The organism is Ruegeria sp. YTSA135, from assembly GCF_059610165.1.
In genome coordinates this window covers 1-13,144 of record NZ_JBXWNC010000022.1, presented here as the reverse complement: position 1 = coordinate 13,144, position 13,144 = coordinate 1, and the positions used below count along the sequence as shown (strand labels likewise).

General features: G+C 55.4%; 12 protein-coding genes. 2 read left to right on the top strand and 10 right to left on the bottom strand.

Features of this window, described 5'->3' with window-relative positions:
- Nucleotides 1-10: 10 nt before the first annotated feature.
- Nucleotides 11-1,132, bottom strand: a complete 1,122-nt coding sequence (locus AC2FIT_RS20370) for an ABC transporter substrate-binding protein (protein ID WP_496831965.1) — start codon at nucleotides 1,130-1,132, stop codon at nucleotides 11-13.
- A gap of 75 nt (nucleotides 1,133-1,207) precedes the next feature.
- Nucleotides 1,208-2,356: an ABC transporter ATP-binding protein gene (locus AC2FIT_RS20365; RefSeq protein ID WP_496831963.1), complete on the bottom strand. Its 1,149-nt coding sequence runs from the start codon at nucleotides 2,354-2,356 to the stop codon at nucleotides 1,208-1,210.
- A gap of 93 nt (nucleotides 2,357-2,449) precedes the next feature.
- Here AC2FIT_RS20365 and AC2FIT_RS20360 point away from each other — a divergent pair, with 93 nt between their 5' ends.
- Nucleotides 2,450-3,229 (top strand): helix-turn-helix transcriptional regulator, encoded by a 780-nt coding sequence (locus AC2FIT_RS20360; RefSeq protein WP_496831962.1) that lies wholly within the window; start codon nucleotides 2,450-2,452, stop codon nucleotides 3,227-3,229.
- A 298-nt stretch (nucleotides 3,230-3,527) separates the two neighbouring features.
- Here the strand turns inward: AC2FIT_RS20360 and AC2FIT_RS20355 are convergent, their stop codons facing one another.
- The 5 genes from AC2FIT_RS20355 to cuyA all read right to left on the bottom strand — a co-directional run bounded on the left by AC2FIT_RS20355 (nucleotide 3,528) and on the right by cuyA (nucleotide 8,919).
- Nucleotides 3,528-4,250, bottom strand: coding sequence for an alpha/beta fold hydrolase (locus AC2FIT_RS20355; RefSeq protein ID WP_496831960.1), 723 nt, complete (start codon nucleotides 4,248-4,250; stop codon nucleotides 3,528-3,530).
- Complete coding sequence (locus AC2FIT_RS20350; protein ID WP_496831959.1) at nucleotides 4,247-5,791, bottom strand: ABC transporter permease subunit; 1,545 nt, start codon at nucleotides 5,789-5,791, stop codon at nucleotides 4,247-4,249. The genes AC2FIT_RS20355 and AC2FIT_RS20350 overlap by 4 nt, the downstream gene beginning before the upstream one ends.
- Nucleotides 5,788-6,843: a quaternary amine ABC transporter ATP-binding protein gene (locus AC2FIT_RS20345; RefSeq protein WP_496831957.1), complete on the bottom strand. Its 1,056-nt coding sequence runs from the start codon at nucleotides 6,841-6,843 to the stop codon at nucleotides 5,788-5,790. The genes AC2FIT_RS20350 and AC2FIT_RS20345 overlap by 4 nt, the downstream gene beginning before the upstream one ends.
- A 70-nt stretch (nucleotides 6,844-6,913) precedes the next feature.
- Complete coding sequence (locus AC2FIT_RS20340; protein WP_496831955.1) at nucleotides 6,914-7,873, bottom strand: ABC transporter substrate-binding protein; 960 nt, start codon at nucleotides 7,871-7,873, stop codon at nucleotides 6,914-6,916.
- A 32-nt stretch (nucleotides 7,874-7,905) separates the two neighbouring features.
- A complete protein-coding gene (gene cuyA / locus AC2FIT_RS20335) occupies nucleotides 7,906-8,919 on the bottom strand; it encodes a D-cysteate sulfo-lyase (protein ID WP_496832025.1) in 1,014 nt (337 codons plus the stop codon).
- Nucleotides 8,920-9,113: 194 nt separating this feature from the next.
- Between cuyA and AC2FIT_RS20330 the strand changes: the two genes are divergently transcribed.
- Complete coding sequence (locus tag AC2FIT_RS20330; RefSeq protein WP_496831954.1) at nucleotides 9,114-10,016, top strand: LysR family transcriptional regulator; 903 nt, start codon at nucleotides 9,114-9,116, stop codon at nucleotides 10,014-10,016.
- A 227-nt stretch (nucleotides 10,017-10,243) separates the two neighbouring features.
- Here AC2FIT_RS20330 and AC2FIT_RS20325 read toward each other — a convergent pair whose 3' ends face one another.
- The 3 genes from AC2FIT_RS20325 to AC2FIT_RS20315 form a co-directional block, all read right to left on the bottom strand.
- Nucleotides 10,244-10,876 carry a tyrosine-type recombinase/integrase gene (locus tag AC2FIT_RS20325; protein ID WP_496831953.1) on the bottom strand — a complete coding sequence of 211 codons (633 nt, stop codon included), beginning with the start codon at nucleotides 10,874-10,876 and terminating at the stop codon, nucleotides 10,244-10,246.
- Nucleotides 10,877-10,980: 104 nt separating this feature from the next.
- Nucleotides 10,981-12,144: a tyrosine-type recombinase/integrase gene (locus tag AC2FIT_RS20320; RefSeq protein WP_496831951.1), complete on the bottom strand. Its 1,164-nt coding sequence runs from the start codon at nucleotides 12,142-12,144 to the stop codon at nucleotides 10,981-10,983.
- A 675-nt stretch (nucleotides 12,145-12,819) separates the two neighbouring features.
- Nucleotides 12,820-12,924 carry an HNH endonuclease gene (locus AC2FIT_RS20315; protein WP_496831949.1) on the bottom strand — a complete coding sequence of 35 codons (105 nt, stop codon included), beginning with the start codon at nucleotides 12,922-12,924 and terminating at the stop codon, nucleotides 12,820-12,822.
- Nucleotides 12,925-13,144 lie beyond the last annotated feature (220 nt).

Below are 13,144 nucleotides of genomic sequence, written 5' to 3'. Positions count from 1 at the left end.
CGTCGTCCGATCAGGCCGACTTGAAGCGCGCGAGCAACTCGGCGCGGTTCGGGTCGGTCAGGGTTGCCGCCGCCCCGAATTCGAGCGCATTGAGGCGCTCGGCCGCCGGGTAAAGGATCGGATCGTTTAGGATCTCTTCCGGCAACAACGCGTTGGTGCGGCTGTCCGCGACTGGATAGCCGTGGGCCAAGACTTCGCGCGCGTTGACCTCGGGGTCGAGCATGAAGTTGATAAGCGCATAGGCCGCTTCCATGTGCGGGGCACCTTTCGGGATGGCGTAATAGTCGCTCCACAATTCGCCGCCCTCTTTGCCGAGGGCAAAGGCGATCTCAGGGATGTCGGTGTTCAATTGCTTGCCGTCGCCCGTCCAGCAGATGGTGAGCCAGGCATCGCCAGACCGCATTGCCGGCTGGTAATCCGACGTGATCGCAAAGAGATGCGGCTTGACGTCAATCAGCAGTTTTTCGGCATCGGCAAGTTCTACCTCGTCGACGGAGTTGAACGAATATCCGTGATAGTTCAGCGCCGCACCGATCGTGGTCAACTGGTAGTCGTGCACCATCGTGCGACCTGAGAAGTCATCCATTGTGCGGTCAAAAAACGCCTTCCAGCTGTCAATGGCTGCACCACCCGAATGCGATGTGTTGCTAGCGATTCCGGTGGTACCCCAGTTCTTCGGCACGGCATAGACCACCCCGTCGACGATCCCCGCATCGGCAAAGCGAGAGTCGAAGGCATCGGGGTCGTAGTTTGGAAGTTTCGATAGATCGAGCGGCTCGATCAGGTCTTCCTCAACATAGGTCGTGATCGTGTAGTTCGTGGGCACGTACACATCCCAGCCGCTGCCGCCTGCCTGAAGTTTGGCCAGCATTTCTTCATTCGACCCGAAAACGTTTACCTGCGTGAACGCTCCAGTCTGATCGGTGAAGATCTCGAAGTTCTCAGGGTCGTGATAGTTCGGCCAAGTCGCAAGAACGACCCGGTCGCCGATATGGCTACCGGCCAGCGCGCGTGATGGGCTGAGACCAGGCAAGGCGCTCGCCATCACTGCCGTCGCGGTGCCAAGCCCCGTGACGCCAAGGAAATGTCGCCGCGTGACTGAGCCCTTTTCATAGCGCCGCAGCTCTTCCATGAATTTCCGTTTTGAGATGTATGAATTGTCTCTCATGTCGTGTCTCCCAGTTGGATGGTTGCTGCTCTTTGACCTTCATTCAGGCCTCAGGATTAGGGCTGCATCCGGGGTCCAATGGACCCAGACCGCGTCGCCTTTCCCAAGTGCTGATAATCCCGCGTCCACCTGACGGGGCGCAAGTGCGGTAATGTTTCCAAGATGTTCGTGACGGACAACGTACTCGGTGTGTTCGCCCAAGAAGATGCGGTTCTGCACCGTCGCCGAGAGACTACCCGGCACTTCGGTACGGCTCAGTCGGATTTGCTCTGGACGGATGCTGAGGCATCCCGGCTGGCCGGAAGCAATGTCACTGCCAAGTGCACCGGAATAGGTCAGGTCGTTGCCCAGCTTAATCGCGCTTTCACCATTAGCGGCTCTCTCGACCGCACCATCGAAGAAGTTGGATGTACCAACGAAGTCAGCTACGTATCGCGTTGTCGGGCGATCGTAGAGGTCCTGTGGGCTGCCGGCCTGCACAATCCCGCCCGCGCGCATCACGCAGATGCGGTCGGATAGCGAGAGCGCCTCTTCCTGATCATGTGTGACCAGGATGAAGGTGATCCCCAGTTGACGCTGGATATCCTGCAATTCGATCTGCATTTCCTTGCGCAGCTTGCGGTCAAGTGCTGCAAGAGGTTCGTCCAGCAAAAGCAGCTTGGGTTCGTTGACGATGGCGCGTGCAAGGGCGACACGCTGCTGTTGTCCGCCCGACATCTCCCAAATGCGCCGCGTGCCGAACTCGCCCAGTCGGACGGTGTCGAGCACGCGCTGGACCCGGTCGGCGATTTCGGACTTTGGCAATCTTGGCCGCCTCTGATCCAGCCCATACGCGATGTTCTGAGAGACAGTCATATGCGGAAAAAGCGCATAGCTCTGAAAAACCATGTTCACGGGTCGCCGATACGGCTCGAGGTTTGAAACATCCTCGTTTCCGATCAACACCTGCCCTTCGCTCGGGGTTTCAAAGCCTGCCAGCATTCGGAGCGCGGTTGTCTTGCCACACCCTGAAGGACCAAGGAAGGACAGGAATTCGCCCGACCCTATGCTGAGGTCGATGTCATCCACCGCAACAAGCGAACCGAACCTTTTGGTGACGCCGCGCAACTCGGCGATGGGCGTATCGATCCCTTCAGTGGGCTGATCGTGATCCAACAATGGCTTACCTGAGCAGAAAAGCGGGGCCACGCCTATAACGCGTTTTAACTAGTTTGTCGGAAAATGCACGTTTGTGTAAATATGCATTTTGTTATATACATTTTGTTTAAGTTGAGGATCAGGATGCCGACAGATTGGAACCGCCAAGCCGCGCTATGCCTCGAGGCTCTGGGTTGTCCGACCTTTGCCGGAACGCTCACCGAAGGCTTGCGCAGCGTGATGCCTTACGAGTTTACAGTGATATTCGGATATATCGGGAAAGAGCGGCCGCTTGCCCTATTTGACGATTTCACCCCTGTACGGCGAAAGCTCCATGTCGACGATTACCTTGAGGGCCCTTACCTCATCGATCCATTTTTTCTGGCGAGCATCGGCGATACCCCACCGGGCATCTGGCGTCTGAAGGAAATCGCGCCGGATCGTTTCTATCAAGGTGAGTACTACCGAAGCTATTACGCACAGACGGGCCTGGCGGAAGAGGTCGGGTTTCTGATTGATGTGGATAAGGAACTTCAGATCGTCGTCTCACTGATGCGGACAGAAAAGAAGTTCAGCAAGACTGAGATGCGCGTGCTGTCCGAGATCCACCCGATCGTCGAAGCCCTCTGTCGCCGGCACTGGTCGAATGTCGACAGGTCGGGCCCCAGCAAGAAGACATCGGACATCCTGAACCAGAGGGTTGCAGACGCCTTTAATACGATCGGCGATGGCGCTCTCACTGAAAGGGAGGGTCAGATCGTTGAACTGACCCTTCGAGGCCATTCTTCCGAGGCGATCGGGAAGATGCTCTCCATCTCGCCAGGAACCGTGCGCATTCACCGCCGCAACGTTTACTCGAAGCTGAGGATCAACTCGCAGGGCGAGCTCTTTTCTCTCTTCTTGGACACCATTGGTACCGGCTAACTCCAAGCAGATCGGAGTTGACATTTGCGCAAGCAGAAGTCTGCATTGTTCGCATCTAGGACTTTTTGTCGGGGAGATGCTGCGACTTGTACGAACGGCTGCTTCGGCGAAGCTGTGTTGCGGCATTTACCCAAGCTTTGAAGGTCGGGAGTGGGCCGGAACCAGCGGTTAGTTTGACCTACGCGAAGGTCGGCAAAGTCCGCAGAGCAGGCATTGGGCGAATTTTTCTGAATGACCGCTCCGCGGACAAAGCTGATCTTGGCTGCCGCCCTGCAAACGTCCAAGTTGTTGGGATTGCTCAGCGGTCCAAAAAGTCGGAGATTAAACGTGTGAAAAATTCAGGTCTCTCGGCATGTAGAGCGTGAGCGCAACCTGGCACAACTGCTAGTGATGTATTGGGAATTGTTTCCCAAAGCAATTGAATTTGGCTCCAGGGATATGTCCGATCTTGATCGCCCCAAAGGACGAGTGTCTCCTGCTGGATTTGGCAGAGGTTCTGTTCCCCTGACCAGGCTTGCATCGCGTCTAGGCCCGCCTCCAGGGCCGACAGCTTGGCTTGAGCGGCGATCCCGGCGCAGTCTTCATATCCCGGTGCCGCTTCGCAATGCAGAAACCAAGTCGCTGCGATTCGACGTGCGGTGGCCGCCGGGCCGTCTTCCGAAGCGCGCTGTTTACTCTGTTTAATGGTCTCGAACCTGCCTGGCAAAACACCGACCGCGCCAGTTGCGTAAAGCACAAGGCGGTTAATCCTCTCACGATCTCGCAAAGCGATTTCCTGAGCGATCATGCCGCCCATGGAGTGACCCAGCAGATGATAACTCTCCACTCCGAGGCTGCGGAGGTACTGGACGACCCAATCCGCATATCCGCCAATACTGTCAATTGGCGGCAGATGCGCATTTGCTCCAAATCCGGGCAGGTCGACGGCAATCACATCTGCATGCTGCCGCAGTGTATCGCGACACCCATCCCATTGTGCGCTGCCCCCCATGAAACCATGAACAAGGACAAGGGGGGTCACTTTCGCTGACCTTGAACGATCCGATCAAGGATCATCGCGCAGAAGAGAATGGCAAAGCCTGCGAGGATACCCTGGCCCACATTGGCGTATTGCAGCGCCTCGAGAACGTCTTCGCCCAGCCCTTTCGCGCCAATAAGAGAAGCCACCACGACCATGGCCAATGACAGCATGATTGTCTGGTTGATGCCTGCGCGAATGGAGGGGCTGGCGAGCGGTAGATCAACTTTGGTGAGAAGGTACCACTTGTTGGCGCCAAAACTGATCGCGGCTTCACGCACGCTCTCAGGAACACCACGCAGACCCAAAACTGTAAGGCGTACCACGGGTGTCCCACCGAAGATCATAGTGACAATGACTGCCGCTGGCTTGCCAACACCAAAAAAGGCAATCACAGGCACCATGAAGACAAAGGCAGGCATGGTCTGCATGAAATCCATGATCGGCTGGATGACAGCGTAGAACCGCGGTCGGCGAGCAGAGAACATGCCCAAAGGAATGCCAATCACGATGGAAAGCAGTGCCGCAGTGCCGAGAAGCGCCAAAGTGGTCATAGCTTTTTCCCAGAAGCCGAGAAGGCCCATGTAGGCCAGAAAGGCACCAGACCATATAGCCATGCGCAACCCAGCCGTGAGCCAGGTCAACAGAACGATCAGCGCGGCCACCACTATCCAAGGGGTTTGAACTAACGCAACCTCCATGGCATCCAGCAACCAGCGAATGGCCGCGGTGAGACCGTCAAAGAACGCCACACTGTTGGCGACGCACCAGGCGATAAAACCCTCTACGCTGTCAATACTGGCCAGGCGGATTGAGTTATCCGTCGGAAACTCGCTAAGAAATGAAAAACGGCCGGGGAAACTGTAGTGGATCATTGCGGTCGCGACCAACAAGATCATGAAACCCGCGCTAAAAACAATCTGACTGACCGGCATGCCAGAGCGAATGGCGCGATCTGAGAGCCAGTCAGAAAACCGGGCCTCCAGTGCCCAGTTGGCGACCACAGCCTGTATGAGCTTAGCCACAAGCAAGATGATAACCCCGGTGAGTGCAATCGACGGACCTTGCGCGGCGAGCAGCTCTGCCTCGGCGCGGAAACCTTCAATGTTGGCCTCCAGCCCTTCGATCTGGCGCTGGATGGCGGCGGCTCGATCCGAGCCGCTTTCTTGAGCTGCAGCAAGCTGCTGGTAGCGCAAATCGAGCGTACCTTCGATCGAGGTCACACGGGCCAGCGCATCCGCTCCCAGATCTCCGAATAGGCCCCGCGCTATCTGCACAAAGCCGATTGCCTCGACGACAAGAAAGGCCAATGCCCATGACCAAAGTCCGCGTGCGCCGAACCAGATCGGACCAAAAAGCCCGGCCATCACATTGAAGGTTGCCGTAAAGCGCGCGGACGATCCGATCTTGTCGAAGTTGCGGATGTAGTAGTCGGGACTTGTGCGCACAAAGGTGCGGATATTCTCGCGGCGTTCCTCGGCGTAGGCCTGCGCGGCTTCGCTTTCTGTGTCTTCAAGGGGGTTCACACCAAGATCTTCGCTCATGACATTTCCGTCCCTTCAATCACGGTGCGCAACAGATCTGCGCGAGTGATGACACCTCTATCTTCGCCGCCTTCGGACACCAGAACCGGCCGTTCATCGTCGATGGCTCGCGTAATTAAAGCGGAAAGTGTCTCATTGTGGTCCACCCGGTCGATGTCAGCGGGCAGCGGGCCGTGCGTGGCGAAGTAGCTGTCCAAGGGCTGCATCGCCGCATGAGCATGCACCACCTTCAGGCGCGATATCCCGGCCACGAAATCAGCAACGTAGTCATCAGCGGGATGCATGACAATGTCCTCTGCCGAGCCGATCTGCACCATCTTGCCGTCACGCATGATGGCAATCCGATCTCCTATACGGACGGCCTCATCCAGATCATGAGTGATGAAGATCGTGGTCTTTTTGAGGATTTTGGACAGCCGGATGAACTCATCCTGCAACTGCCGCCGGATCAGGGGATCAAGTGCGGAGAAGGGCTCATCCATCAGTAGAACATCAGGGTTGGCCGCGAGCGCACGGGCAAGCCCCACACGTTGCTGCATGCCGCCAGAGAGTTCGTGAGCGAATTTCGACCCCCAAGCCCCCAATTCGACAATGTCGAGAATGGCGGCTGCCTGCCGCATACGCTCGTTCTTGGCGACCTGGCGGATTTCCAGGGGCATTGCTACGTTATCAAGGACTGAACGGTGGGGCATCAGCGCAAAATTCTGGAAGACCATCCCGATTTTCCGGTTGCGGAAAGCCTGAAGTTCCTTTGTGCCGAGTGCCATGACGTCCGTGCCCTCGATCTCGATCTTGCCGGCCGTTGGTTCGAGCAGGCGATTGAAATGGCGTACGAGTGTGGATTTGCCGCTCCCTGATAGGCCCATGATACAGAAGATCTCACCGCGTTTGACGTTGAGGCTGACATCGGCCACGCCCACCACCGCGTTGAATTCAGCAAGGACTTCAGCCTTGGTCAGCCCCCGCGCACGAATGGCTTCAAGAGCGGCCTCGGGTTTTGCCCCGAAGATTTTCCAGATGTTGGAAATTTCGATTACAGTCTCGTCGCTCATCCGCCCACCCGTGCGTGCCTTCAAGTGGGGCGGCACCGCTAGGTGCTGCCCGTTGTTTTTTTGGCCTGGCTCAGAGACCCAGCATCGAATCTACGCGCTCGGAATTGGCGTTAACCCATTCGGCCGCAACTTCCTCAGCATCGCGCCCATTGGCACTGATCTCGAAGGCCAGCGAGCTCACGTCATCGGCGGTCAGGGAGAAGTTGGCGAAGAATTCCGCAATCGCCGGCGAGCGATCCGCAAGCGAGTTGGACCAGGCGATCTGAACTTCCTTCAGAGCGTCCTTACTGGCTACCATCGACTTGTTGTACCAGTCAGGGTCGTCGGAGGGTTGCACCATCACGTATTTTTCAGGGTCATAAGTCGGTTCGGTCAGCATCACTACGTCAAACATGTACCAAACAGCATGCGGCTCATAGCAGTAGAAGGCATATCCTTCTTTTTTGGCAATACTGTCCTTGATGCGCGCGGTCTTCACAGCTTCCTCGGCGCGGATCGGATCGATGAAATCCAACAGGCCATAGTCGCGAACCTTCACCTCGTTGACATTGGCCGAGGCCCAGCCGGGCGCACCGATCCACATCTCACCCTTACCATTGCCATCGCTGTCCATCGCAGCCGCCACATCGGGGCGTCCAAGATCCGCGATGTCGGTGATGTTCATCTCTGCGGCAAAGTCTTTGGAGACGCAGAAACCCTGGTTGCCCTGGTAGGGGTTCGATGACAACGTCACGGTGCCGGCACCATCAACGTATTGCTTGGTGAACGCTTCCTGATTTGGCAGCCATACATCAGGGTGAACGTCGATGTCACCCTTACCCTGATCCATCGCTTGAAAAATCGTGGCATTGTTGCCCGGCACATACTCCACTGTGCCGCCAATGCGGGTGGTCACGATCTCACCCAAGACATGGGCAATAGCCTGTGCTCCGGTCCAAGTGGGAACACCGATCTTAACCTCTTCAGCGGCGAGTGGTGCGCCGAGAGCTGAAACCAAAGCCGCGCTGATCAAGTATTTTTTTAGTGTCATTTGATATCTCCTTGTTGGTTTGTTGTTTATTTTCAGGCCACGTAGCCAGGAAGTTCGAAAGTTTCGGGATAGCCAAACAGGGCTGCACTTCCGCCGGTGTGCAGAAAGACGACATTGTCCATGCCGTCGAAATAGCCTTTGCGGGTTTGGTCGATGAGACCATCCAACCCTTTACCGGAATAGACCGGGTCGAACAGAAGCCCTTCGGTGCGGGCCAACAGCTTGAGCGCGTCAATCATCCCTTTGGTCGGAAGACCATATCCTGCACCGACGTAGTCGCAGTTTGCGCGCACATTTTCGCGCGCAATGGGCGTACCCGTCTCCATATACTCGACAGTACGTACGGCCAGATCATGGACCATGCCTTCCTGTTTGTCTTGCGGGGCCCGCACGCCGATGCCCAAAAGGTGAATGTCACTTTCTAGGGCGGCAAGACCGGCGACTAATCCGGCTTGTGTGCCCGAGCTGCCGGTCGCATGTACCAGCGCATCAATTTTCAACCCGGCATTGGCGGCCTGTTCGCATAACTCGCGCGCGCAGTTTACGTAGCCCAATGCCCCGATCGGGTTTGATCCACCGCCCGGGATGATGTAAGGGTTTTTGCCTTCTGTCTTCATCTGCGCAGCGCAGGCTTCCATCTCGGCGTTCATGTCTGCGCCACCGGGACGCTTGGAGACACTGGCACCATGCAATCGATCCAACAGGACGTTTCCATTCAGAATATAGTTCGGGTCATTGGAACCCGTACGATCCTCAAGCAGGATATGGCACGCAAGGCCAAGTTTTGCGGCCGCCGCTGCTGTCTGGCGCGCGTGATTAGATTGCGTCGCCCCTTGCGTGATGATTGTATCTGCGCCTTTCTGGACTGCGTCAGCCATCAGAAATTCCAGCTTACGGGTCTTGTTCCCACCCGACGAGAGGCCAGTGCAATCATCCCGTTTGACCCAAAACCGAGGACCACCCAAAGCCTCGCTCAGGCGATCCATCGGCTCCAACGGCGTAGGAAGATGACCAAGCGATACCCGGGGAAATTTCGCCAGCGTCAGCGATAGCTCCTTGCACAAGCTCAAAACCATCTCCGGCGCGACTATCGCGTCACCGCCGTTCATCTGAATTGTCTCAGCCACTACACTCTCCCTGCTTTTGCCTACAGCCAAACACTTTCAAAAGAAAAAGCGGAAAAACAGTGCATATTTTGCAGGCTGCTCATACATTTTCTTAGGGTGTTAGGGAGATGCGGATGAATATGCTGTGGTTTGATGATGTTTTGGCCCTTCTGGAAGAGCGGAGCATGACGCGGGCCGCGGCCCGCAGAAACATTACGCAACCAGCGTTCTCAAGGCGTATTCGCAGTTTTGAGGAGTGGCTGGGGATTGACGTTCTCAATCGCAAATCGAACCGAATAGAGATCAGTCCGGCACTGGCCTCGAACGAAGCCGAAATCCGCTCTTTGATCGTTAGGCTAAATGACCTGCGCACAAAAATTGCGCAACACGGCCCCACCGTTTCGATTGTGACGATCGCCGCGACACATGCATCGGTCGTCTCCACCTTCCCCGATATGGCGCTGCGTGCGCGTGCCACGTTCAAGGGGCTCCGTTTTCGTCTCAGAACTGCCAATCTGAACGATTGTGTCACACTGTTCTTGCGCGGCGATACCAACATGCTGCTATGCTATGAGACGCAAACCGTCGCCCCAATGCCGTTCGGAGCAGGCATTCTTCGCGGCGCTTGGGGTCACGACTACCTCATTCCGGTCATCGGTGGCGGATTGCGGTACGCAGTGCACGGAACCGGTGACGTACCTTTGGATACGCCGGCCATTGTCTATCCCGAAAACAGCTACTTTGGCGAAGCATTGAACAAGAGCAAACTCCCTTTCGGAACCGCGGATTTCAGCAAAAACCCCGTTTGCCAGACGGCCTTTTCAAGTGGGGCAAAAGAAATGATCCTGAACGGTCTCGGTGTTGGTTGGTTGCCGTTCAGCATGGTGCACAAGGAAATTGAGAGTGGTGAATTGATCTCGCTACGCAACCAACTGGGCAAGGAAAAGCTCGATGTGGTGGTCTATGCACATCACCAGACCGAGATAGCGAAAATGTTGTTTGATTTCTGGACAAACAAGCCGTTTTCAAAGTCTTGAGCCGATAAACGCCAATCAGCGCGAAAGACCATGGCCATCTGTCGGCGCCAAATTTTTACTGCCGAAAGCTGTGCGAAATTGCAGCGCTTCTCGCGGTATCCTATCCCACAGTCGTCCGGATTTCGTAAATATTCAATGATCGCTTTGGGCTCGAAGCGGAAGATTAACGGGAGATTCCGAAAGTCTGCTTGGGAGCGGCGAGCGGACGATCCCGCCCGCCTAAATCGTTAAAGATTGATACGTTCGGCAATACTAAGCGCGTCTTCAAGCTCGACGCCAAGGTAACGCACCGTACTGTCCACTTTGCTGTGACCGAGCAGAAGTTGAACGGCACGTAGGTTTCCGGTCTTTCTGTATATCAAAGCCGCTTTGGTGCGCCTAAGCGAATGCGTGCCGTAACTGGACGGATCGAGACCAATCGCTGACACCCATTCCCGGAAAAGCCTAGCGTATTGCCGGGTCGAAAGATGCGGCAAAGCATGCATACGACTTGGAAACAGATACCGTTGTCCATGCATGTATTGAGAAGAGACCCATTGCGACACGACTTCACGTGTATTCTCCGTCACTTCAAATTGCACTGGCTTCGCAGTTTTACGTTGAACAACGGATACCCGATCCCGAACAGAATTGCCGACGGCGAGATCGTTAACCCTCAGGCGGACGAGATCGCACCCGCGCAACTTGCTATCGATGGCAAGATTGAACAATGCTAGGTCTCTCAGCTTGTTTGCAAGTTCGAGCCGAGCGCGAATGGCCCAGACTTGCTTTGACTGCAATGGCCGCTTCTGTCCGACTAGTCTGCCTTTGTTCCAAGGCGGACGACGCGTTGTGACAACGGGAAGTAGAGATTTGGACATCTTATATCTCCGTCCATTCCCTTCCGTTCCAAACATCGACACTGTGCCGACAGCTGCAGTCTAATTGCCGCTCGCGTGTCTTCAGCACAGGAAATTCTCAGGTTTCAGGAACTGCCACCGCTGATCTTCTTACCCATCACATCCGCTGCCTGCCGCAACGGGTCATCTGCGAGGTGCGCGTAGCGTTGCGTGGTAGACGGGTTCGTGTGTCCAAGCAATCGACCGACTATAGGCAGACTCAGACCGCTGGAAACGAGATGCGACGCATGCGTATGCCGATTGTCGTGGATACGGTAGTCTTGAAGACCTGCTGATTTGGTGACCGAGCTCCAAAACTTCTTCAGATCTTTGTACGGTTGGTCCGGAGAGCGTCCCGGAAACAACCAACGACTTTCAGGAGATGCCCCTGCTTTCATTGCCGTAAGCAAGTCACAGGTTGCTGACGAAATCGGCAGGTGCTCTCGTCGCTTTTGCTTTGTGTGGTGCGACGGCTTTGTCCAGACCGCGCGGTCCAAATCGAAGTCTTCCCATTTTGCCTTCAGCACTTCGCCGATCCGTGCGCCTGTCAGGAGCTGCAGGCGAATAGCGTTCGCTGCAACCTGATTTGGATGCTCTGACAGAGCCACCAAAAGTCTTTGCAGCTCACCGTCTGACAACCAGCGGTCCCGCTTTTCCTCGGGGAACTTTTCTATGCCGCGCGCCGGATTGTCAGAACGCTGACCCCAGCGCACAGACAGTTCAAACATTTTCGACATGAGCGCCAGAGTGCGATTGGCTTGATAGGGCGTATCACGCATTTGATTGTGAAGCTTCTGAACATGCTGATGCGTCACTTCAATGACTTTAAGATCCCCAAGCTTGGGGAGAATGTATCTGTCCAGCATTGACCGATCATTCCGAACGCTACCGGGACGTTTCTTCGGTTCCGCATGTTCGGTCATGTATTGCGTGGCAAGTGAATTCACCGTTGGTGAATGCCTTAGGCTTTGAGCTTCGGCGACAGGATCTGCGCCACGTACCACGTCAGCAAGAAGCGCGCGTGCTATTTCGCGGGCGGCGCCCAAAGACAAGGTCGGTCCATATCGCCCAAGTGTCTTGCGTTTCGACCGACCGGTTTGTTTGTTGCGATATTGAACTAAGAAGCTTTTGACGCCGGTCGTTTTCACGCGAAGTCCAAAACCCGGCAGACCGTCGTCCCAATATATCGTGTCCCGGTTTGTTGCTGAAAGGCGATCGACACTTGATTTTGTTAATCTGACGTTGGGCATATTGGTCTCGGACGGCTTGGGTAAGCACAAGGTAAGCAAAGTGTGGAGAGTTGGGAAGGGTCTTATAGAAACCTCTGCACGCTAAAACTTTTGTTATTTAAGAGAATATACTGTCCAATCGATTTGGCTATAATGCTATCAAAAAGGGGCTAATAAGACTTTTAATCAGTGGGTCGCAGGTTCGAATCCTGCACGGCTCACCACTTTATTAAGTAAGAACAAGAAGGTATAAGCGTGTGCGTTGAGCGTCGTTCGAGACCTTCTTCTGGCCGGAAGCAATATGGAAGCACTGTGACAAAGATTGAAGTGTGCCTATTGGATCACTGTAGTGCGGCGAGGCTATTGGCAGACAGCGCCACGGTTATTGGCGATGACTAGAGCCGGACGCGACCTCCGGGACGTAGGGCCACAATATTCGGGACAGGCCACCAAGCCGGACCTTCGCTTCGTTTGCATCTCCAAGCACCACAAATGACAACTGTGCGCAGGAAAGCGGACGCTGCGAATCTGCAAACACCGGTGCGCCTTCGGGATGTGACCGGCCCAAAGAAGCCACTGGTTAACTACCGTTTTTTTACAACGCAGCGATCACGAGTATTTCGCGAAGCAGAATGAATCCGATTGTCACCTCTGTTTCACGCGATTTAGAGCGACCCCATCGGCTTCCAGAAAGCCTCACCGATTACCCTTGGCGCGATTGTGCGTCCTGCAGAGCATCTCGCAATTCGACGCAGCGGTCGCGCCGCCTTTGCTCCAAACGGAAACATGATCTGCCTCCATCTCTTTGATCGCCCAAATCTTCGCTTTGTTAGAATCATGGCCAACTGCGCACAGCGGACAGTTTGAAATGCCCCTGGCCTTCGCAGCTTGGGTCTGTGCTGCGTAAACAGAACTTTTCGTAGCTTCATCAAAGACCCCGATGTCTACGCTCAGGACTCATAGCCAGTAGATGACGAGAGCCGCGAGGGCGATTTCGGACAGAAAGACTTTCGGGCATCGG